Source organism: Nostocoides sp., from assembly GCF_035343835.1.
Lineage (GTDB): Bacteria > Actinomycetota > Actinomycetes > Actinomycetales > Dermatophilaceae > Nostocoides_A > Nostocoides_A vanveenii.
The window spans coordinates 1-21,314 of sequence record NZ_DAOQZV010000026.1; the positions used below are offsets into that span (position 1 = coordinate 1).

Below are 21,314 nucleotides of genomic sequence, written 5' to 3' on the forward strand. Positions count from 1 at the left end.
CCGAGCCTTCGGTGCGCGGTGGGTCGACCGGTCGTCCGGACGGCGGGGTCGGTCGCTGCTGGGCACGGCGCAACCCTACGTCTGGGCCGGAGGTCGACGGCTAGGCCCGCGCAAAGGTCGACGGGCTGCGCCGCCGTCGCCATGTCGAGCAGTGTCGGCGGTCCAAACCGCCGGCCCAGGCACGCATGGCCGGCCTGGGCACGCAGATCGTGGGACCGTACGCGGCCCGCGCAGTGCAGGACGGCACCAGCGTGTCGGGCGACACTCCGCCTACATACTCGGTATACAGTGGTCGCGACGGCCAGACTGACGGCCGACGATGGAGGGGCTATGACGACCACGAGCGAGCCGCTAAGGCTGCGCGAGTCGCAGGAACGCGACCAACAACGGCGCACGCCCGGCGGCTCCCACGACCGGGGGGCCGGCGGGACCCACGGTCGACCTCGGCGCAACCGGGAGCGGCGCCGGGCCATGGCGACGACGGCGATCATCGCCATCCCCCTGGGCGTGATGACCGCGATCGGCGCGACCGTGATCAATGGCTACCACGAGCACACCCAGGCACCGGCGGCCGGCGAGAATACTGCTGCCTCCGCTCCCGCCGACGTGGCCCCCACCGGGGCCGACGCCGAACTGCTCGATCACGCACCGACGGGCAATGACGTCGGCACCGAGGGTCTCGATGCCCAACTGACCCGCGCCATCACCCGGGCCCGCGACGCCGCGGCCAAGGAGGGCGTGACGATCAATATCGTTTCCGGCTACCGCACGGCCGCGACCCAGCAACGGCTCTACGACGCGGCGATCAAGAAGTACGGCTCTGCCGCCGAGGCGAGCAAATGGGTTCTCCCGCCTGGAGATTCGGCGCATGTCGAGGGCAAGGCGGTCGACGTGGGTCCCTATGCCGCCGCGTCGTGGCTGCAGAAGAATGGCGTGCAATTCGGGTTGTGCCGCCGCTATGCCAATGAGTACTGGCACTTCGAGGTGCTCGCTCCGGCCAAGGGCCAGAAATGCCCTGCGCTGGAGGCCAATGCCGCGGTGAACGCGACCCGCTGAGGCGACGCGTCAACCCAGGCGCTCGCCGTCCCCGATGCGCACCCCGCGGGCCCAGTCCGCGGCCGCCATCGGCTTCTTGCCGAGCGGTTGCACCTCGCCGAGCACCACCGGCGACGTCGCCGTGCCGACCTCGACGCGCACCTTGCTCACGCGCAGCTCCCCCGGCTTCAGGGGCCCGTATGCCGTCTGCTCACCGCGCGGAGTCTCGCCCGGCACGAGCGGCAACAGCTTCAGCCGTTCACCCCGGAAGGTGGTCCACGCACCGGGCGCGGGGGTGCAGCCGCGGATCAGTCGGTCGGTCGCAAACGCCGGCCGTTCCCAGTGCACTTCGGCGTCGGCCACCTCGATCTTGGGGGCCAGGGTGATCCCCTCGCCGGGCTGCGGCACCGGTTCCAGCGCACCGGCAGCTATCCCGTCCAGGGTGGCCAGCAGCAGGCCCGCGCCGGCGCTGGCGAGCCGGGCCAGCAGCGCCCCGGAGGTGTCGTCGGGCCGAATCTCTTCGGTCAAGGTCCCATAGACCGGACCGGTGTCCATTCCCGCCTCCAGGCGGAAGGTGCTTGCTCCGGTGATCTCGTCGCCGGCGATGATCGCGTGCTGAACGGGGGCCGCGCCCCGCCACGCGGGCAGCAACGAGAAGTGCAGGTTGACCCACCCGTGCAGCGGAACGGCCAACGCCGCCGGCGGGATGAGGTTGCCATATGCCACCACCGGAGCGATGTCCGGCGCGGCAGCCGCCAGCCGCTCCAGGAACTCGGGGTCGCGGGCGGAGGCGGGCGTCCATACGTCCAGGCCCAACTCCTGGGCTCGCACCTTGACCGGGGACGGGGCGAGCACCCGGCCGCGCCCAGCGCGGGCATCCGGCCTGGTGATGACGGCGACCACCTCGTGCTCGGAAGCGGCGATCGCCGCCAACGCGGGCACCGCGACCTCGGGGGTACCGGCGAAGATCAGGCGCACCGCGCTCACATCCCCAGCCCGAAGGTGCTGTGCGGCGAGACCTTCACCACCGGCTGCTGATCTCCGGTCCAGTCGGCGGCTCGGATAATGCGCATGGCTTCGCGGCGCGTGGCCGGGTCCAGCCGGTCGATGAAGAGGATGCCGTCAAGGTGGTCGGTTTCGTGCTGGATAGCGCGGGAAAGCAACTCGGTCCCGACGATCTCGACGGGCTCGCCGTGCATATTCCAGCCGCGGGCGACGACATCCAGGGCCCGCCGGGTGTCGAAGCGCAACTCGGGGAAGGACAGGCACCCTTCGGGCCCGAACTGCTCATCCGTGCCGAGCCGCAGGTCCGGGTTGATCAGATGCCCGAGCTCACCGTCGACGTGATAGGTGAAGACCCGCAGGCTTACGCCGATCTGCGGGGCAGCCAACCCGGCTCCGGGAGCCTCCAGCATGGTCTCGGTCAGGTCCGCCACCAGCGTGCGCAACTCCTTGTCGAAGTCGACGACCTCGTCGGCGCGGGTGCGGAGCACGGGATCGCCGAAGAGGCGGATGGGATGGACGGGCATCGCGCCAGTGTACGAAGCCGCCCGACGCGAACGAGTAGTGCAGCCCGGACGTCACGCGGATCACCTCGCCGGGATTCCGGAACCGGTGCCTACGCTGCCTACGCTGGCCGTATGCCTGCACCCACGCCTAGCCCGCTTCGTCACCTCTGCGGCGGCGTGCGTGGCTGACAAGGCGCCCTGCGAACTGCGGGACGGGACGCCGGCGTGGATCTTCCCGTTGTTGCCCACCGATCGCGAGCAACTTGCGGCCGAGTTCGAGGAACTCTCACCGGACTCGGTGCGCCGGCGCTTTCTGCGACCCGTTGTGCACCTGACCGAGGAGATGCTGCGGCACCTGGTCGACGACGTCGACGGCATTGATCACGTCGCGCTCGTCCTCGCCGTGGACGTCGACCACGATCTCGTGCCCGTCGCCATCGCCCGGATCGTGCGGTATGCCGATCAGCCCGAGAGCGCCGACCTGGCCGTCACCGTCAAGGACGACTGGCAAGACCTGGGCTGCGCGAGCCTGTTGCTGCGCGAATTGATCGCGCGGCGGCCTGTCGGCGTGACCCGGATCGTCACCGAGGTCCTCATCGACAATCCCGCGTCACTGGCTATGCTGCGCCGGCTCGGGCCTACCCAGAGCCAGCCAGCCGAGGGCGGGGTCTATGACGTGGTCGTCGACCTCAGCGGCAGCGAGCGCCTCTCGGGCGATGCCGACGAGCCCATCGCGCCCTTGTTACGACCGGAGCACCGCGAGCGTCGCCGGCTGCTGCAGACCCGTGACCTGGTCTGCCCGTGGTTCGCCTGAGCTCTGCGGCCGGCCCGGATCAATCCGGGTCGTCGACGTGCATCCGGATCCGGAGCGGCTCGGCCACCTTGCGGGCGCTGCGTTCGGCCCGGATGGCGCGCAACTCGCTACTCAGCCCGGGCGCGGCCTCGGTCGTCGTGCGCAGCAACAACCGGTGGCTGTCCCCACTGGGGAGCGCCAGCGGCCCGAATGCCGTTGCCCCAGAAGCTATCCCGGCCCGCTGAGCGATCTCGGCCAGCGTCTTGCGATCCCCGGTTGCCTCGGCGAAGACCGCCACGGGCGGCAGGCCGAGCTCCGCCCGGGCCGTCAACTCGTTGCGCGCCAACCAGACCGGATCCCACCGGATCAAGGCATCCACCGCCGGCGCGGCCCCGTCCGGCGGTGCACCACACACCACGACGACACCACCGAGGGATCGGCCACGCACCAGTGCGGCCGCGGCGAGCCAGCGTCTCAAGGTCTCGGGCTGGGCATCCAGCGAGGGCCGGTCGAGCAGCGCCCAGGCGTCCAACAGCAGCGCCGCGGCATAGCCACCGTCAGCGACCGGCTCGGCGCCGGGCGTGGCGATCACCAGCGCCGGCCGCCCGGGCACCCGGCTGAGCACAGTGCCGGCCCCCGAGGTCAGCACGGCGAACCCGGGGAAGGCGCGCCCCAATTCTTCCGCCGTGCGCCGAGCGCCGATCACCAGGGAGCGCACCTGGGTGCCCTCGCACACCGGGCACACCCAACCCGGCGCTAGTCGCGAGCACCAGCCGCACGACGGAAACGCCTGCTCGGCATCGAGTTTCAGCGGACCCTGGCAGTTGGGACAGCGCGCCCGCGCCCGGCACGTGCGACAGGCCAGCGACGGCACATAGCCCCGCCGCGGCACCTGGATCAACACCGGCCCACTGGCCAGCGCCTCCTTTGCCGCCCGCCACGCCGGTGTGGGGAGGCGGGCCGACCGGGCGCCCGCGTCGCGCTCCTGCTCGGTGTCACTCTCGCCGGCCACCGTGGCAGCGGGCGCGTGGTCACGGGCATACGCCCGGGTGACGGTGACCGAGCGCACCGCGCCGGACTCTACGAGCGCCTGGCTGCGGACGCTGCGGCCGAACCCACCCAGGATCAGCGCAGCACCTTCGATCGCCGCCCGCCGCCGCGCGACGTCGGCGCTGTGCACATAGGGTGCGCGTGGCTCCTCGTGCAGGTCATCCCCGTCGTCCCAGACGACGATCAGCCCGAGCCGGTCAACGGGTGCGTATGCCGCCGCGCGGGTCCCGATCGCCACCGGCACGTGCCCGCGAAGCACCCGCAGCCACGCGGTGTAGCGCGCCTGTGGGCCTTGATCGGCGGTCAGCCGCACGTGCTGACCGGGACCCAGCACCCGCACCAGCGCCGCGTCGACTCGCTCGACGTCGCGGTGATCGGGCACGACGACGAGGCTCCCGCGGCCACCGAGCAGGGTCAGCCCCACGGCTTCGGCAATCGCCGCCGGCCAGTCCTCTTCCGGCCCGACGGCACCCGGCGCCGCGCACCAGGCCGCGGCGGGCGCATCCCCCTCGATCAGCCGCCGGAGCAGGGCCTGACCTGCCGGGTAGGCCGACCACGCGGCTGGGTCCGTCGAGAGGGTGAAGTCCGGCCCGTCGGGCGCCGCCATCGGTAGGGCACGCTCGGCGCGGGCGTGCCTAGGCGGGATGGCGAGCCGGAGCACATCGCCAACGGTGGCGGCATACGCCTCGGCGAGCTCCTCGGCGAGCCGCAGGATGGCCGGCCGGAGCACCTGCTCCTCGGAAACCACACTGCGGATCGGTGCCAACCGGCCGGCGTGCTCCGCCTGAGCCCGCCTCTCGACGACATAGCCCGGCAGGTCCTGCCCGGCAAAGCGCACCTTGACGCGCACGCCCGGCTGGGCCGCGTCGCTCAGGGCCTCCGGAACGGCATACTCGAAAGGGCGATCCAGGTGTGGCAGACCGGTGTCCACCACCACGAGGGCAACCGGCAGCGAGACCTCGGGTGCCTGGGCACCCGAGGTGGTCGCGTCCGTCATCGTCATGCGTCGAACGCTACCCGCGCGCTCCGACAGCGACGGCCGGACCCGAGCGGGTCAGCCTGCGAGCGCGCGGCGCAGCTCCTCGACGCGGTCGGTGCGCTCCCAGGTGAAGGCGTTCTCGACGCCCTCGGCGCTCGTGCGGCCGAAGTGCCCATAGGCAGCGGTCGGCACATAGATCGGCCGCAGCAGGTCGAGATCGTGGACGATCGCCGCGGGCCGCAGGTCGAAGACCGTGGTGATGGCATTCCGGATCGCGTCGATCGGCGCGTTCTCGGTGCCGAAGGTCTCGACATAGAGGCCGACCGGCTGGGCCTTGCCGATGGCATACGCCACCTGGACCTCGCAGCGGCCGGCCAGGCCGGCAGCGACGACATTCTTGGCGACCCAACGCATGGCATACGCAGCGGAGCGGTCGACCTTCGAGGGGTCCTTGCCCGAGAAGGCGCCGCCACCGTGCCGTGCCATGCCGCCGTAGGTGTCGACGATGATCTTGCGACCGGTCAGGCCCGCGTCGCCCATCGGGCCGCCGATGACGAACTTGCCGGTGGGGTTGATCAGGGTCCGGTAGCCGCTGATGTCCAAGGTGTTGCCGGCCTCGGCGAGTTCGGCGAGCACGGGCGCGATGACCTGCTGCTCGATGTCCGGCGCCAGCAGGTCGTCCAGGGAGATCCCGTCCGCATGCTGCGTCGAGACGACCACGGTGTCCAGCCGCACGGCCTTGTCACCGTCGTATTCGATGGTCACCTGGGTCTTGCCGTCGGGGCGCAGGTAGGCGACCGTGCTGTCCTTGCGGACCGCGGTCAGGCGCTCGGCGAGCCGGTGCGCAAGATAGATCGGCAGGGGCATCAACTCGGCGGTGTCCTGGCAGGCATACCCGAACATCAGGCCCTGGTCGCCGGCGCCCTGCTTGTCCAGCGCGTCGATGGTCCCGGTCCGCGCCTCGTAGGCCGAGTCCACGCCCTGGGCGATATCGGGGCTCTGCTGCCCGATCGAGATCGAGACGCCGCAGGAGCCGCCGTCGAAGCCCTTGGTGGAGCTGTCGTAGCCGATCTGACGGACACGCTCGCGCACCAGGCGCGGGATCTCGACATAGGCCTCGGTGGTGACTTCACCCGCGACGTGCACCAGTCCGGTAGTGACCATCGTCTCGACAGCGACCCGGCTGCCCGGGTCCTGCTCGAGCATGGCGTCGAGGATGGTGTCGGAGATCTGGTCGCAGATCTTGTCCGGGTGGCCTTCGGTGACGGACTCCGAAGTGAACAGACGAGCGGACACGCGCGAAACTCCTCAAAACCGGGAATGGGGTGCACCCTGCGAAGGCACGAACGGCATGGATTCTAATGCTCGCGGCGCCACCGGCCCGCAGGCTGTCCAGAACCGGCGTGGGCGCTAGACCAGCAGGTCGCGGGCGGCGTCGAGGACGGCGTCCGCGATGATCTCTTTGCGTGCGGGGCCAGCGTCGATCGGCGGACCGCCGTCCTGGCGCAGGATGTGCACGGTGTTCTCGTCGCGGCCGAAGGTGACGTCCACCCCGACCTCGTTGACGACCAGCAGGTCGCAGCCCTTGCGGGCCAGCTTCTCGCGGCCGAGTTCGTGCACCGAGCGTCCCGGCTCCCCGGTCTCGGCGGCGAAGCCGACGATCACCGGCGACGTCGCGGCGCCGCGGTCGGCGACCAACCCCGCGAGGATGTCCGGGTTACGCACCAGGGTGATGGTGGGCGCGTCGTTCTCGGTCCCGGGGGCGTGCGTCTTCTTCATCTTGCTCTCGGCATAGACCGCGGGCCGATAGTCGGCCACTGCCGCTGCCATGACGATCACATCCGCCCAGTCGGTATGCCTGCGGATCGCCTCCTGCATCTCCAGCGCGGATCCGACGCGGATCACGTCCACTCCGGGCGCGGCGCTGAGATCGGCATTGGCGCTGATCAGCCGCACCGACGCGCCGCGAGCCGCGGCCCGTGCCGCCAGGGCGTAGCCCTGCTTGCCGGAGCTGCGATTGCCGAGGAAGCGCACAGGGTCCAAGGGCTCGCGCGTCCCGCCGGCCGTGATCAGCACCTGGCGGCCGGCGTAGTCGCCGGGACCTGCTGACTCGGCAGCCCCGCGAACCGGGGCACGGTGCTCGGTGAGCAGGCGCCGGCAGACGGCAAAGATGTCCTCGGGCTCGGGCAGCCGCCCCGGGCCGGTGTCGGCGCCGGTGAGGCGGCCCGCGGCCGGCGGGATGACATGGCAGCCGCGCTGGATCAGCAGGTCGACATTGGCCTGGGTCGCCGGGTGGTCCCACATCTCGGTGTGCATGGCCGGGGCGAAGACCACCGGGCACCGGGCGGTGAGGAGGGTCGCGGTGAGCAGGTCGTCGGCCAGGCCGGCGGCCGCCCGCGCGAGCAGGTCGGCGGTCGCCGGCGCGATGACGACCAGATCGGCCTGCTGGCCTAGGCGCACGTGCGGCACGGCGCTGACATTGGTCCAGACGTCGGTCTGCACCGGCTTGCCCGACAAGGCGGCCCACGTGGGCGCGCCGACGAATTCCAGGGCGGCGCTGGTAGGCACGACCGTTACGTCGTGACCGGATTCGGTGAACAGCCGCAGCAAGAGTGCGGCCTTGTAGGCGGCGATGCCGCCGGAGACGCCGAGGACGACCTTCATTGCTCGCCCGATCGCGTTCAGACCTCGGTGGGCTCGGAGGTCAGCAGACTCTCGTTGATCTCGCGCAGCGCGATCGAGAGCGGCTTCTCGTGCATCTGCGACTCGACGAGCGGGCCGACATACTCCAGCAGGCCTTCCTGGAGCTGGGAGTAGTAGGCGTTGATCTGACGCGCACGCTTGGCGGAGTAGAGCACCAGGGCGTACTTGCTGTCGGCGTGCAGCAGCAGGTCATCGATCGGCGGGCTCGTGATGCCGATGGGGTTGGGCAGGGTTCCAGACACGTAGGCAGCCTCGATGTGCGAAGGGTTTCGGGGGTTATCCCATCAATGATACGAGTTCCTCGGCGGCGCGCTGGACATCGTCGTTGACGATGCGCACGTCGAACTCGTCCGCTGCCGCAAGTTCGACGCGCGCGGTGGCCAGCCTGGTCTCGCGCTCGTCCCGACTCTCGGTGCCTCGGCCGATCAGGCGGCGCACGAGTTCGTCCCAACTGGGCGGGTCGAGGAAGACGAAGAGCGCCTCGGGCATCGATTCGCGCACCTGGCGCGCGCCCTGTAGGTCGATTTCCAGCAGCGGGGAGAGCCCTGCGGCGATGGCCTCGATCACCGGGCCGCGCGGCGTGCCGTACTTGGCCCGGCCGTGGACGACGGCCCATTCGAGTAGGTCGCCGTCGGCACGCATCCGTTCGAAGGTCGCGTCATCGATGAACCGATAGTGGATGCCGTCGACCTCGGTGGGCCTCGGCGGCCGTGTCGTCACGGACACCGAGAGCCACACCTTGGGGAAGTGCTCCCGGACGTATGCCGAAACGCTCCCCTTCCCGACCGCGGTCGGGCCGGCGAGAACTGTCAACCGACCCGCAGCCATACAACCGAGGTTACTTGGCGGGAAAGCGCTCGAGGAGCGCGGCGGCCTGGTTGGCGCCGAGCCCGCGCACCCGACGGCTCGGCGAGATGCCGAGTTCGTCCATGATCGCCGCGGCCCGGATCTTGCCGACGCCCGGCATCGACTCAAGGAGAGCGGAGACGCGCATCTTGCCGATGACGTCATTGGTCTTGCCTTCGTCGATCACCGAAGCGATCGACCCGCTGGCGTGTTTCAACCGGTTCTTGACCGCGGCCCGCTCCTGACGGGCGATGGCAGCCTTCTCGAGAGCGGCGGCGCGCTGCTCGGGTGTGAGCGGGGGGAGTGCCACGCTCATACTCCTCTCAATCATGGAAAGACCCCCCGACGGTGGAGGGCCTCCCGGCGCCTTGGCGGGCGCCAGTGAGCGCATCCTAGTGAAGAGTTCGCCGTGCCGCCTCCCGAAGGGAAGCCACCTGCGGACCGGCGGCCAGAATCTCTCGGCTCGAGGCCGCGAGCACATTGGGCAAGGCGGCGCCGAAGACCTCTCGGGCCTCCTCAAGGCCGGCGCCCTGAGCTCCGAAACCGGGCGCCAGAATCGGCGCATTCGCTGCCGCCAGATCGATGCCCAGGTCGCGCGGCGCGCTGCCCACGGTCGCCCCGACGACCAGGCCGACACTGCCGAGTATGCCGTTCTCCCCTGCCCCCGCGTTCGCCGCGGCGGCTCCGGAAACCATTGCGGCAGCGACACTTTCGCCCCCGATACGGGCGTGCTGGACGCTTGCGCCCTCGGGGTTGGAGGTCAGGGCGAGCACGAAGAGGCCGCGTCCGGTGGTGGCGGCCAGCTCGAGGGCCGGCCCCAGGGAGCCAAAGCCGAGATAGGGGCTGACCGTGATCGCGTCGGCGGCGAGCGGCGCATCGTCACGCAGATAGGCCCGGGCATACCCGGCCATCGTCGAGCCGATGTCGCCGCGCTTGACGTCGAGAATCGTCAAGGTGCCCGCGACACGGAAGGCCGCCAGGGTGGCCTCGAGCGCAGCGATCCCGTCGCTGCCATATTCCTCGAAGAAGGCCGACTGGGGCTTGACCACGGCCACCTGCCCGGCGAAGGCATCGACGCAGATTTCGCTGAACCGCCGAACGCCCGCCGCCGAGACCGGCAGCCCCCAGTCGGTCAGGATCTGTGGGTGCGGGTCGAGGCCGACGCATAGCGGCCCGTAGGTGTCCATGGCCGTGCGCAGGCGCGCGCCGAAGGTGCTCATCGGGTCTCCTTTGTCAGATGGGGTGGGCGGCACCGACGAGGTCGGCATAGCGGGCGCCGCGGTCGGCGACGAGCCCGGCGAGTTCGCCGAGGACCCGCACCGGGGCGAGCGGGTCGTTGAAGGTGGCCGTGCCGACCTGGATGGCACTCGCGCCGGCCAGCGTCAACTCCAGGGCGTCCCGACCGGAGCGTACTCCCCCGACCCCGACGATCGGTGCGGACGGGATGCGACCCGCTCGCATGGCGGCATGGGTCTGCCAGATGGCCCGGACCGCGACCGGCCGGACGGCCGGGCCCGAAAGGCCACCGGTCGTGCCGAACAGGTGCGGGCGCTGCCGGTCGATGTCGATGGCGATGCCGAGCAGCGTGTTGATCATCGTCAGCCCGTCGGCACCTCCCGCGAGTGCTGCTTCGGCGATGCCCACGATGTCGGTGACATCCGGAGTCAGCTTGGCCAGCAACGGAATTCCCCGTGGGACAACCTCACGGACCAGCCGCAGCACGGTGGCCGAGGACTCGGGATCGCAGGCATACACCAAGCCTCGGCGCGCGACATTGGGGCAGGAGATGTTGACCTCGATCGCCGCGACCGCGCCGAAGGCCGGCGCGGCCACGAGCCGCTCGGCGACGCGCGCGAACTCCTCGCTGCTTTCGCCGGCGATCGACACGATCACCCGGGCGCCGACCGATTGCAACCAGAGCAGGTCGGTGGTCACGAAGGCCTCGATACCCGGACCCTGGAGGCCGATCGAGTTGAGCATGCCGCTGGGCGTCTCCGCCATCCGCGGCGTCCCGCGACCGGATTGGGGTTCGGCCTTGACGGACTTGGTCACGAAGGCACCGAGCTCGGCGATGTCGAAGAAGCGGTGCAACTCCTTGCCGTTCGCGGCGCAGCCCGACGCCGTCATCAGCGGGTTGGGCAAGGTCACGCCGCCCAGATCGGTCGTCAGGTCGACGGTGGTCAGATCCTCGGTCATGGCGTCACCGCCGGCGCCCCGAGGCAGTCGGCGGGCACGGCGACCCGCCCGTCCGCGATGACGTCCCACCGCACGGCCGTGCCGGTGAAGACCGGCCCGTCGAGGCAGGACCGGCTCATCCGAGTGATGCCGTCGTCGCCGGTGATCGGCAGAACACACGTCATACAGACGCCGACCCCGCAGGCCATGGCCTCCTCGACGGCGACCTGCGCCTGCGCCCCGTGCGCCTCGGCGATCTCGGTAACCGCGCGCAGCATTCCCATCGGCCCGCAGGCGTAGACGACCTCGGCGTGAGTGCGGGTCAGCAACTCCGGCAGCGGCTGGGTGACGAGGCCGGTCGCGCCCGCCGACCCGTCATCGGTCATCACCACCATCTCGTCCACCGAATCGGCTCCCGATCGGGCGCCAAAGAGCCGCCGCTCAGTCGCCGCGCCCAGGATGAGGTGAGTCGAACAGCCTTGGGCCCGAAGGCTTTCGGCCAGCCAGAAGAGCGGCGCGGAACCGTAGCCGCCCCCGACGAGGATGCACGGCCGAGGCGCGGAGGGCGAGGTGAAGCCGCGGCCGAGCGGCCCGACGACACTGACCTCGTCCCCGGCGCGCAACCGGGTGATCCACCGAGTCCCCGGCCCGGCGTCGGCGACGACGATCTCGACCGTGCCCGCATCGGCCGAGACCCGGTGGATCGAGAAGGACCGGCGCAGCAGCAGGGCCGAGTCCGCGCCGTCGATCGCCAGGGCGACGAACTGCCCCGGCGTGGCAAGCACGGCGATCTCGGGTGCGACCAGCGTCAGCCGTCGGTAGTCGCCGGCCGGCTCACTGGCGCGGACGGCGGCATCGACGCGGGTGACCCGGTCCCGCACCGGCGTCGCCGTCACTGCTCGCCCCGCCGGCCGTAGAGGTCGAGATCGCGAGCGTGTTCCTGCAAGCTCTTGACGCGCAACTCGTGGTGGATCGCCGACTCGATGCCCTGCACGGCCGCACCGAGTTGCTGCACGGTCGTGATGATCGGCTTGTCCATGGCCGTGATGGCCTGACGGATCTTGTAGCCGTCCTCGCGGGCGTTCTGCCCGGAGGGGGTGTTGACCACCATGTCGATCGTGCCGGCGTTGATCTGCTCGACGATGCTGGTCTCCCCCGGCCCGCGTTCGCTGACCTTGCGCACCACCTCGGCCTCGACTCCATTGCGCCGCAAGACATCTGCGGTCCCGACGGTGGCGACGATGGTGAAGCCCAGATCGCGCAGCCGCATGATCGGGAAGATCATCGCCCGCTTGTCGCGATTGGCCATCGAGACGAAGATCCGGCCTCTCGTCGGCAACTCGCACATCGCGCCGGTCTGGCTCTTGGCGAAGGCTGCCCCGAAGTCGATGTCGATCCCCATCACCTCGCCGGTGGAGCGCATCTCGGGCCCGAGAAGGGCGTCAACCACGGTGCCGTCGGCCGTGCGGAAGCGCTTGAAGGGCAGCACGGCCTCCTTGACCGACAGGTGCGCGTGCGTGGGCAGATCACCCCCGTCGCCGGTGGGCGGCAGCAGGCCCTCCTCGCGCAGCTGGGCGATCGAGGCGCCGAGCATGACCCGGGCCGCCGCCTTGGCCAGCGGCACGCCGGTCGCCTTGGCGACGAAGGGCACGGTGCGCGAGGCCCGCGGGTTCGCTTCCAGCACATAGAGGACGTCGTGGGCCAGCGCGAACTGGACGTTCATCAGGCCACGGACGCCGATCCCTTGCGCCAGAGCAAGGGTCGAGCGACGCACCCGCGCCAGCTCCTCGCGGCCCAGGGTGGCCGGCGGCAGGGTGCAGGCCGAGTCGCCGGAGTGCACGCCGGCCTCCTCGATGTGCTCCATGATGCCGCCGACATACATCTCGTCGCCGTCGAAGAGAACATCGACGTCGATCTCGATGGCGTCATCGAGGAAGCGGTCGACGAGGATCGGGTGCTCGGACGAGGCCTTCGCCGCCCGCGTGATGTATTCGGCCAGGGTGGCATCGTCGTAGACGATCTCCATCCCCCGGCCACCGAGCACGTAGGACGGCCGCACCAGCACCGGGTACCCGATCTCCGCAGCCACCGAGATCGCCTCGGCCGCCGAGTAGGCCGTGCCGTGCTTAGGCGCCGGAAGGGCCGCCGCCGCGAGGACCCGCCCGAAGGCGCCGCGGTCTTCGGCGAGGTGGATGGCGTCCGGCGAGGTCCCGACGATGGGCACGCCCTCGTCCATCAGGGCCCGCGCCAGCCCCAGGGGTGTCTGCCCCCCGAGCTGGACGATGACACCCGCCACGGGACCGGCTTGCCGCTCGGCGTGCACGACCTCGAGGACGTCCTCCAGGGTCAGCGGCTCGAAGTAGAGCCGCGAACTGGTGTCGTAGTCGGTCGAGACGGTCTCGGGATTGCAGTTCACCATGATGGTGTCGTAGCCGGCGTCGCGCAGGGCGAAACTCGCGTGCACGCAGGAGTAGTCGAACTCGACACCCTGCCCGATCCGGTTCGGCCCGGAACCGAGGATGATGACGGCCGGCCGCTCGCGCGGCGCCACCTCCGTCTCCTCGTCATAGGTCGAATAGTGATAGGGGGTCAGCGCCGCGAACTCGGCCGCGCACGTGTCGACCGTCTTGTAGACCGGACGCACCCCGAGGGCCTGCCGCACGCCGCGCAGGACGGGCTCGGGCATACCGCGCAGCTGGGCAATCTGCTTGTCGGAGAAGCCGTGGCGCTTGGCGAGCCGCAGCAGGTCAGGATCGAGTCGCTCGGCCGCGAGCACTTCTTGCGCGAGGTCGTTGATCAAGGCGATCTGGTCGAGGAACCACGGGTCGATCCCCGTGATCTCGTGGACCCGCTCGACGCTCGTCCCGGCGCGCAGGGCTTGCTGGACCGCGATGATGCGCCCGTCGGTGGGGATCGCGATGCCCGCGAGGAGCGCATCCAGGTCGTCACCGGTCGGAGGCTGCCCCGTCCAATGGAAGGTCGAGTCGGCCTTCTCCATCGAGCGGAGCGCCTTCTGCAGCGCCTCGGTGAAGTTGCGCCCGAGCGCCATCGCCTCACCGACCGACTTCATCGTGGTGGTCAGCGTCGGGTCGGCCGAGGGGAACTTCTCGAAGGCGAAGCGCGGCACCTTGACAACGATGTAGTCGAGGCTGGGCTCGAAGCTCGCCGGGGTCTCCTGGGTGATGTCATTGCGGACGTCGTCCAGGGTGTAGCCGATGGCGACCTTCGCAGCGATCTTGGCGATCGGGAAGCCGGTGGCCTTGGATGCCAGTGCGCTGGAACGAGAGACGCGCGGGTTCATCTCGATGACGATGATTCGGCCGTTCTCGGGGTTGACGGCGAACTGGATATTGCAGCCGCCGGTGTCGACTCCGACCTCGCGGATGACGGCGATGCCGATGTCACGCAGTCGTTGGTACTCCCGGTCGGTCAGGGTCAGCGCCGGCGCAACGGTGATCGAGTCGCCCGTATGCACGCCCATCGGGTCGAGATTCTCGATGGAGCAGACGACGACGACGTTGTCGGCGACGTCGCGCATGATCTCGAGCTCGTATTCCTTCCAGCCGAGGATCGACTCCTCCAGGAGCACCTCGGTAACCGGGGAGTACTGCAGACCCGCGCCGGCGATCCGGCGTAGCTCGTCCTCGTCATACGCGAAGCCGCTGCCGAGCCCGCCCATCGTGAAGGAAGGCCGCACCACGACGGGGTAGCTGAGTTTCGTTGCGGCGGCGAGACATTCGTCCATGGTGTGGCAGATGATCGACCGTGCGGACTCGGCGCCGCAGCGCTCGACGACGCCCTTGAACTTCTCGCGGTCCTCGCCGAGCTGGATGGCCTCGACGTTGGCACCGATGAGCGGGCAGCCGTACTTCTCGAGGATCCCCTGCTCGTGCAGCGCCATGGCCGCGTTCAGTGCCGTCTGGCCACCCAGCGTCGCGAGCACCGCGTCCGGGCGCTCCTTGGCGATGATCTTCTCGATGACCTCGGGCGTGATCGGCTCGACATAGGTCGCGTCGGCGAACTCCGGGTCGGTCATGATCGTCGCCGGGTTGGAGTTGACCAGGACGACCCGGATGCCCTCCTCGCGCAGCACCCGGCAGGCCTGGGTCCCCGAGTAGTCGAACTCGCACGCCTGGCCGATCACAATCGGCCCGGAGCCGATGACGAGGACCGAGGTGATGTCGTCGCGCCTAGGCACCCTACTTCACCCCTTCCAACAGGGCCGCGAACCGGTCGAAGAGATAGTCGGCATCGTGTGGACCGGCCGCGGCCTCCGGGTGGTACTGCACCGAAAAGGCTGGCAGGTCAAGGCATTCCAGACCTTCCACGACATCGTCGTTGAGGCAGACGTGACTGACCCGCACCCGGCCGTATGCCGTGTCCGCCGGCGCGGGAACCGGGTCACCGAGGGGCGCATCGACGGCGAAACCGTGGTTGTGGGCGGTCACCTCGACCTTGCCGGTCGCGATGTCCTGCACCGGCTGGTTGATGCCGCGATGGCCATATCTCAGCTTGTAGGTGCCGAAGCCGAGAGCCCGCCCGAGGATCTGGTTGCCGAAGCAGATGCCGAAGAACGGCAGCCGTGCGGCCAGCACCGCGCGCAGCACGCCGACCTCGTGATCGGCGGTGGCCGGGTCGCCCGGGCCATTGGAGAAGAAGACCCCGTCCGGTGCGACCGCCGCGATGTCGGCGAAGGTCGCGGTTGCCGGCAACACGTGCACCTCGATGCCACGGCGCGCCAACAACTGCGGGGTCATCGCCTTGATGCCCAGGTCGAGCGCAGCCACCGTGAAGCGCTTTTCACCCTGTGCCGCAACTACATACGCCTCCTTGGTGCTCACCTCGGGGGCCAGCTGGCTACCCGACATCGCGGGCGCCTCGGTCACCCGCTGCAGCAGGCTCGCCGGCGTGGCGGCGGCGTCCGGGCCGCTGAAGATGCCCACCCGCATCGCGCCACGCTCACGCAGATGCCGGGTCAGGGCGCGCGTGTCGATGCCGCTGATCCCGACGACCCCCTGCGCGGCCAACTGCTCGTCGAGTGAACCGCGCGAGCGCCAGTTCGACGGCCGGAGGGCAGGATCGCGCACAACGAAGCCGCTGACCCAGATGCGCTGGGACTCGGCGTCCTCGTCGTTCCAGCCGGTATTGCCGATGTGGGGCGCCGTCATGACGACAACCTGGCGGTGGTAGCTGGGGTCGGTCAGGGTCTCTTGATAGCCGGTCATCCCGGTGTTGAAGACGGCCTCGCCGACGGTCGTGCCGCGGGCGCCGAAGGCCTGCCCGGTGAAGCGGCGCCCGTCCTCGAGAACGAGAACAGCGGTGTCGTTCGCTGAAGTGGTGACGCTCACTGGTCGTGAACCTTCCCGTCGAGGGCGGTGATCCGGCCGCGCAGGATGGTCGCATGGACCGCGCCGGTGAAGCTCATCCCGTGCCAAGGATTGTTGCGGGACAACGAGTTCGAGACCGCCGCATCGACGGTGACGGCACGCTCCGGGTCGATCACCACGAGATTGGCCTGGTTACCGACGGCTATCGAGCGGCCGTGCTCGGTCAGCCCGGCGATGCGGGCCGGATCGATCGACATCCGGCGCACGAGATCGCTCATCGTCATCCGGCCCGACCGGACCATCAGGTCATGGACGACGGCGAACGCGGTCTCTAGGCCGAGCATCCCGAAGGCCGCCGCCTCGAACGCGTGCTCCTTGTCGTGCCGGGCGTGCGGGGCGTGGTCCGTGGCGACCGCGTCGATGGTCCCGTCGGCCAGCGCCTCGCGCAGCGCCTCCTGGTCCTCACGCGGGCGCAGCGGCGGGTTGACTTTGAAGACCGGATCGTAGCCGCGCACCAACTCAGTGCCGAGAGCCAGGTGGTGCGGAGTGACCTCCGCGGTGACGGCAATGCCGTGGTTCTTGGCCCACCGGATGACCTCGACCGATTCCGCTGTGGAGACGTGCGCCACATGGACTCGCGAGCCCGTATGCCGGGCCAGTTGCACATCGCGCGCGACAATCGCGGACTCGGCCACCGCCGGCCAGCCGGGCAGGCCCAGTCGCCCCGAGATCTCGCCCTCGTGGCAGCACGCGCTCGCCCCGGCGAGGTTCGCGTCCTGGGCGTGTTGGGAGATCACCCCGCCAAAGGGCTTGAGGTATTCCAGCGCCCGCCGCATCACGCGGGCGTCCTGGACACAGCGCCCGTCATCGGAGAAGAAGCGCACTCGAGCGCGGGAGCGGGCCATCAGGCCCAGCTCGGCAAGCTCTTCTCCCGCAAGACCTTTGGTGACGGCGCCGACGGGCTGGACGTCGGCAAGGCCGACCGTCCGCCCGCGGTCGAGGAGGAGTTCGGCGGCCTCTGCGGTGTCGGTCGCTGGGGAGGTGTTGGCCATCGCCAGGATCGCGGTGAAGCCGCCGGCGGCCGCTGCTGCCGAGCCACTGGCGATCGTCTCGGCGTCCTCGCGTCCCGGTTCTCGCAGATGGGTATGCAGGTCCACGAAGCCCGGCAGCAGTGCGAGTCCGTCGGCGGCCAAGCACGTCACCCCGTCGGGCGCGTCCGCGATCCGACCGATCTCGGCGATCCGACCGTCCCGGATCAGGACATCCGCCGTCTCGCCCGGGCGCGGTTCGCCCGCGTCGCCGGCCGCACGGGTGACGTGGAGCCTGGCCCCGGTGATCAGCAGGTCACTCATGCGGCAGTCTCCTCGCCGGCGAGCAGGTGATAGAGCACGGCCATCCGCACCGCCAAGCCGCCCGAGACCTGGTCGAGGATGATCGACGCCCCCGACTCGGCGGCATCCGCGCTGATCTCCAGGCCGCGGTTCATCGGTCCGGGGTGCATCACGACCGCCTCGGGTTTGCGGTCGAGCAGCCGGGCGAGACGGGGGCGCGTCAGCCCGTAGCCGACGGTGTACTCGCGTGCGGTCGGGAAGTAGCCGCCGCTCATCCGCTCGTGCTGGACGCGCAGCATCATGACGGCATCCGGCGTGTCGTCGTCGAGCACCTCGTCCAGATCCCACGAGGTCGCGAAGCCGTCGCGGTCGGCCCAGTCCCTCATGCCGGCGGGCATGAGGGTCGGCGGCGCGACCACGGTCACCCGCGCGCCCAGGCTGGCCAAGGTGATGACATTGCTGCGGAAGACGCGACTGTGGGTCAGATCGCCGACGATCGCTACGTGCCTACCGTCCAGCTGACCGACGCGGGAGCGGAGGGTGTAGGCGTCCAGCAGGGCCTGCGTCGGGTGCTCATGCGTGCCGTCACCGGCATTGATGACGCTCGCATCGACCCACCCGGCCACCTGCTGGCAGGCGCCGCTCTGGTTGTGCCGGATGACGAGTGCGTCGACAGCCATCGCGTTGATGGTCTGGACGCTGTCGCGCAGCGACTCCCCCTTGGACGTCGAGGACCCTTTGGCCGAGAGGTTGATGGTGTCCGCCGACATCCACTTGCCGGCGATCTCGAAGCTACTGCGGGTGCGGGTGGAGTCCTCGAAGAAGAAGTTAATGATCGTGCGTCCGCGCAGGGTCGGCAGCTTCTTGACCTCACGGCGCTGGACGTCGTGCATCGACGCGGCTGTGGCCAAGATGGCCTCGACGTCCGTGCGGGTCAGATCCGCCGAGGACAGCAGGTGCTTGGTCATGCCGGGTCCCCCAATACCGTTGCGCCGGAAGCGATCCGGACGATGTCCTCGCCTCCGTCGAAGCCGGCCAAGCGGACCTGCACCTTCTCCTGATGCGAGGTCGGGAGGTTCTTGCCCACATGATCGGCGCGGATCGGCAACTCCCGGTGGCCGCGGTCCACCAACACAGCCAGCCGGACCGCGCGCGGCCGGCCGAGATCGGCGAGCGCGTCCAGCGCCGCCCGGATGGTGCGGCCGGAGTAGAGGACATCGTCGACGAGCACGACGACCTTGCCGTCGATCCCCCCGGCCGGTATGACCGTGCGCATGGGCGCCCGCGTCGGTTGCCGGCGCAGGTCGTCGCGGTGCATGGTGATGTCGAGGTCGCCGACCGGGATCGGGCCGCACTCCTCGACCTCGGCGATCATCGCGGCGAGACGGCTAGCCAATTCCACGCCGCGGCTCGGGATGCCGAGCAGGACCAGGTCGGTGGCGCCCTTGTTGTGTTCGAGGATCTCGTGCGCGATGCGTCGCAAGCACCGAGAGATCTCGGGAGCGGAAAGCACCGTGCGCCCGTCGGGGTCGATCGGGTGGCCCGCGGGAACCGTCATGTCGGCGCGCGTCATACGCGTGCGACCTCCTTCCCTGCCTCGCCGGACAGGTCGTTAAAGGATGTCTACCGAGGGGACACTCTACGACGCTCGGCGTCCTGGGTCGCACGGGGTCCACGGCCTGGCGGATGAGTAGTCCTGCGGATGCCACTGTTGGTGGGGCTTGCCTAGGGTCCACAGCAGGCCGCATGGAGGCGGCCTCGTCCGGCAGGGGAAAGGTGACATGGCGATGGCACGAGCACGGATGGTGGCCGCGGGAGCGCTGACTCTCGCGTTGAGCGGCACCGCGATCGGGATGGCGTCGGTGGCAGCGGGCAGCGCCGCCCCGCGCGCCGCCACGACCGAGTCAGGAGAACTGACGCCCGTCGAGGAGGCCCGCCTTAATGCGGGTAGGCAGCTCGCCCGGCCAGGGACGGGTGCAACCGGTGCGAACCCGGTGATCAGCTATCTGCCGGACCTCCACGGCGTGGACATGATGTCCTGGCGGCGCGTGCTCACTGAGCGCAGCCAGGGCCGCGCCGCGCCGTCGGCCGCGGTCCAGGCGGCGGCCTCGCCGGGCGGCCGGTTGAGCCCGGTACTCACCTATCGCGAGAAGGAGCCGGCCGGTGTCGGCGGGCGCAATGACACCACGTGGACCGGTGAGCGGGTCACGCCCTTCGGCACGGCGGCTGGGGCACGCAACCGGATGGTCGTCACAGGCGCTTTGGCCGACCTCTCGCCCACCGCCCGCCAACTGACGCCGTCGGCGGAGGACGACGGGGCGATCCCCTTGGCTCGCCAGACCGGGATCGCCGGCAATGGCCGGATCACGGTCACGGGCACGATCGGCGACGGACCGCACGGCACCCGCGGCGACAAGAGCGGCGACTTCGACTGGTATGCCGTTACCGCAAAGCCGGGCGAGACCATTCGCGCGGAACTGAGCGGAGCGGATGAGTACGCGACCACCATGATCGCCGACGCGACGGGCACGCTGTTGGCACTCGGCTGGCAGGTGCCGGGCGGCGGGGACGCGCAGGCGGCGACCTACTACACGACAACGGGCGGGACCTTTTATGTGCAAGTGACGCTCGGATCCATGTGGCAGAAGGACTCCTTCGACTCCGGATCCGGGACCGGTCAAGGCCCCACCACGCGATATTCGCTGAACCTCGGTTCCTGGCGCAGCGACCGTGACGCGGTGGTCGTGCACTTGCGCAAGGGAGATGTGCTCGGCGCGTCCGTTGCCGGGCAGGCGAAGCGGGTCTCCGTGCAGAGGTGGGACGCGCAGTACGTCACGGGCGCCACCGACGCCGACCTCTCCTTCATCTATCCCGAGGCCAGCCCGCTGCCGGGCGGCGGCAACGCCACTGTCGCCTATGTCGCCGAGGCCGATGGCTGGTATGGCGTGATCACCGAAAACGGCGTCGGCCGCTACACCAACACCGTCGAGGTCTACCGGCCCGGCGGATCCGAGTCGGCAACGCCGCAAACGATCTACCTCGACTTCGACGGTGCCGTCATCGACACCTCGATCTTCGGAGGCGACAACCCGCGCGCCAAGCTCTCCCCGCTGAAGTCCTTCCTCGCCGGCTGGGGGCTCACCGAAGCCGACTTGCCTGCACTCGCCGAACAGATCACCGCGACCGCGACCGAAAATCTCCAAGCCGATCTGGCCCGGCGCGGCATTCCGGGCTTCTCGGTCAAGGTCGTCAACGGCTTGCGTGCGCCCGACACCTTCGGCCGCCCCGGCGTTTCGCGGATCATCATCGGCGGCACCATCGGCGAGTCCGGCATCGAGACGGTCGGCATCGCCCAAAGCATCGACCCCGGCAACTTCGAGCGTGCGGAGACCGCTCTGGTGCTGCTGGACATGATGAGCGCGCCGGTCGCCGGCAACCCCCTTTCCGTGGTGTCGCTCAACTCCTACATCGGCACGAAGACGCCGCGAGTGAAGTTCGTCGGCCGGGCGATCGGGAATGTCGTCTCGCACGAGGCCGGCCACTACATCGGCAACTTCCACACCGACA

General features: G+C 69.9%; 19 protein-coding genes. 3 read left to right on the forward strand and 16 right to left on the reverse strand.

From position 1 onward, the window contains the following. Positions 1-330: 330 nt before the first annotated feature. The gene (locus PKH97_RS03495; protein ID WP_324386014.1) at positions 331-1,056 is read left to right on the forward strand and encodes a M15 family metallopeptidase; all 726 of its coding nucleotides are present in this window, start codon (positions 331-333) and stop codon (positions 1,054-1,056) included. A gap of 9 nt (positions 1,057-1,065) precedes the next feature. On the opposite strand, the gene fmt is transcribed toward PKH97_RS03495, so the two are convergent. Beyond that, the gene (fmt, locus tag PKH97_RS03500; protein WP_324386032.1) at positions 1,066-2,013 is read right to left on the reverse strand and encodes a methionyl-tRNA formyltransferase; all 948 of its coding nucleotides are present in this window, start codon (positions 2,011-2,013) and stop codon (positions 1,066-1,068) included. Between the two features lie 5 nt (positions 2,014-2,018). Beyond that, positions 2,019-2,564: a peptide deformylase gene (gene def / locus PKH97_RS03505; protein ID WP_324386015.1), complete on the reverse strand. Its 546-nt coding sequence runs from the start codon at positions 2,562-2,564 to the stop codon at positions 2,019-2,021. 85 nt (positions 2,565-2,649) lie between these two features. Here def and PKH97_RS03510 point away from each other — a divergent pair, with 85 nt between their 5' ends. Continuing rightward, entirely contained in the window at positions 2,650-3,357 is a 708-nt protein-coding gene (locus tag PKH97_RS03510) for a GNAT family protein (protein ID WP_324386016.1), read from the forward strand. 19 nt (positions 3,358-3,376) lie between these two features. Here PKH97_RS03510 and PKH97_RS03515 read toward each other — a convergent pair whose 3' ends face one another. The 14 genes from PKH97_RS03515 to pyrR all read right to left on the reverse strand — a co-directional run bounded on the left by PKH97_RS03515 (position 3,377) and on the right by pyrR (position 19,320). Continuing rightward, positions 3,377-5,389, reverse strand: coding sequence for a primosome assembly protein PriA (locus PKH97_RS03515; RefSeq protein WP_324386017.1), 2,013 nt, complete (start codon positions 5,387-5,389; stop codon positions 3,377-3,379). Between the two features lie 51 nt (positions 5,390-5,440). Then, positions 5,441-6,661 carry a methionine adenosyltransferase gene (gene metK / locus PKH97_RS03520; RefSeq protein ID WP_324386018.1) on the reverse strand — a complete coding sequence of 407 codons (1,221 nt, stop codon included), beginning with the start codon at positions 6,659-6,661 and terminating at the stop codon, positions 5,441-5,443. Positions 6,662-6,775: 114 nt separating this feature from the next. Further along, entirely contained in the window at positions 6,776-8,029 is a 1,254-nt protein-coding gene (gene coaBC, locus PKH97_RS03525) for a bifunctional phosphopantothenoylcysteine decarboxylase/phosphopantothenate--cysteine ligase CoaBC (protein WP_324386019.1), read from the reverse strand. Between the two features lie 17 nt (positions 8,030-8,046). Continuing rightward, positions 8,047-8,310 (reverse strand): DNA-directed RNA polymerase subunit omega, encoded by a 264-nt coding sequence (gene rpoZ / locus PKH97_RS03530; protein WP_324386020.1) that lies wholly within the window; start codon positions 8,308-8,310, stop codon positions 8,047-8,049. Between the two features lie 34 nt (positions 8,311-8,344). After that, positions 8,345-8,896: a guanylate kinase gene (gene gmk / locus PKH97_RS03535; protein ID WP_324386021.1), complete on the reverse strand. Its 552-nt coding sequence runs from the start codon at positions 8,894-8,896 to the stop codon at positions 8,345-8,347. A gap of 10 nt (positions 8,897-8,906) precedes the next feature. Beyond that, on the reverse strand, positions 8,907-9,224 hold the full coding sequence (gene mihF, locus PKH97_RS03540; protein WP_324386022.1) for an integration host factor, actinobacterial type: 318 nt from the start codon (positions 9,222-9,224) through the stop codon (positions 8,907-8,909). 82 nt (positions 9,225-9,306) lie between these two features. Beyond that, positions 9,307-10,134, reverse strand: a complete 828-nt coding sequence (gene pyrF / locus PKH97_RS03545) for an orotidine-5'-phosphate decarboxylase (RefSeq protein ID WP_324386023.1) — start codon at positions 10,132-10,134, stop codon at positions 9,307-9,309. Positions 10,135-10,147: 13 nt separating this feature from the next. After that, entirely contained in the window at positions 10,148-11,110 is a 963-nt protein-coding gene (locus PKH97_RS03550) for a dihydroorotate dehydrogenase (RefSeq protein WP_324386024.1), read from the reverse strand. After that, positions 11,107-11,985, reverse strand: coding sequence for a dihydroorotate dehydrogenase electron transfer subunit (locus tag PKH97_RS03555; RefSeq protein WP_324386025.1), 879 nt, complete (start codon positions 11,983-11,985; stop codon positions 11,107-11,109). Before PKH97_RS03555 ends, PKH97_RS03550 begins: the two co-directional genes overlap by 4 nt. Continuing rightward, on the reverse strand, positions 11,982-15,287 hold the full coding sequence (gene carB, locus PKH97_RS03560) for a carbamoyl-phosphate synthase large subunit (protein WP_324386026.1): 3,306 nt from the start codon (positions 15,285-15,287) through the stop codon (positions 11,982-11,984). Before carB ends, PKH97_RS03555 begins: the two co-directional genes overlap by 4 nt. Position 15,288: 1 nt before the next feature. Continuing rightward, positions 15,289-16,437 carry a glutamine-hydrolyzing carbamoyl-phosphate synthase small subunit gene (gene carA / locus PKH97_RS03565; protein WP_324386027.1) on the reverse strand — a complete coding sequence of 383 codons (1,149 nt, stop codon included), beginning with the start codon at positions 16,435-16,437 and terminating at the stop codon, positions 15,289-15,291. Next, a complete protein-coding gene (locus PKH97_RS03570) occupies positions 16,434-17,768 on the reverse strand; it encodes a dihydroorotase (RefSeq protein ID WP_324386028.1) in 1,335 nt (444 codons plus the stop codon). Before PKH97_RS03570 ends, carA begins: the two co-directional genes overlap by 4 nt. Continuing rightward, complete coding sequence (locus PKH97_RS03575) at positions 17,765-18,715, reverse strand: aspartate carbamoyltransferase catalytic subunit (RefSeq protein WP_324386029.1); 951 nt, start codon at positions 18,713-18,715, stop codon at positions 17,765-17,767. The genes PKH97_RS03570 and PKH97_RS03575 overlap by 4 nt, the downstream gene beginning before the upstream one ends. After that, a complete protein-coding gene (gene pyrR, locus PKH97_RS03580; protein WP_324386030.1) occupies positions 18,712-19,320 on the reverse strand; it encodes a bifunctional pyr operon transcriptional regulator/uracil phosphoribosyltransferase PyrR in 609 nt (202 codons plus the stop codon). Before pyrR ends, PKH97_RS03575 begins: the two co-directional genes overlap by 4 nt. Positions 19,321-19,534: 214 nt before the next feature. Here pyrR and PKH97_RS03585 point away from each other — a divergent pair. Beyond that, a partial coding sequence (locus PKH97_RS03585; RefSeq protein WP_324386031.1) for a hypothetical protein occupies positions 19,535-21,314 on the forward strand: 1,780 nt, incomplete at its 3' end.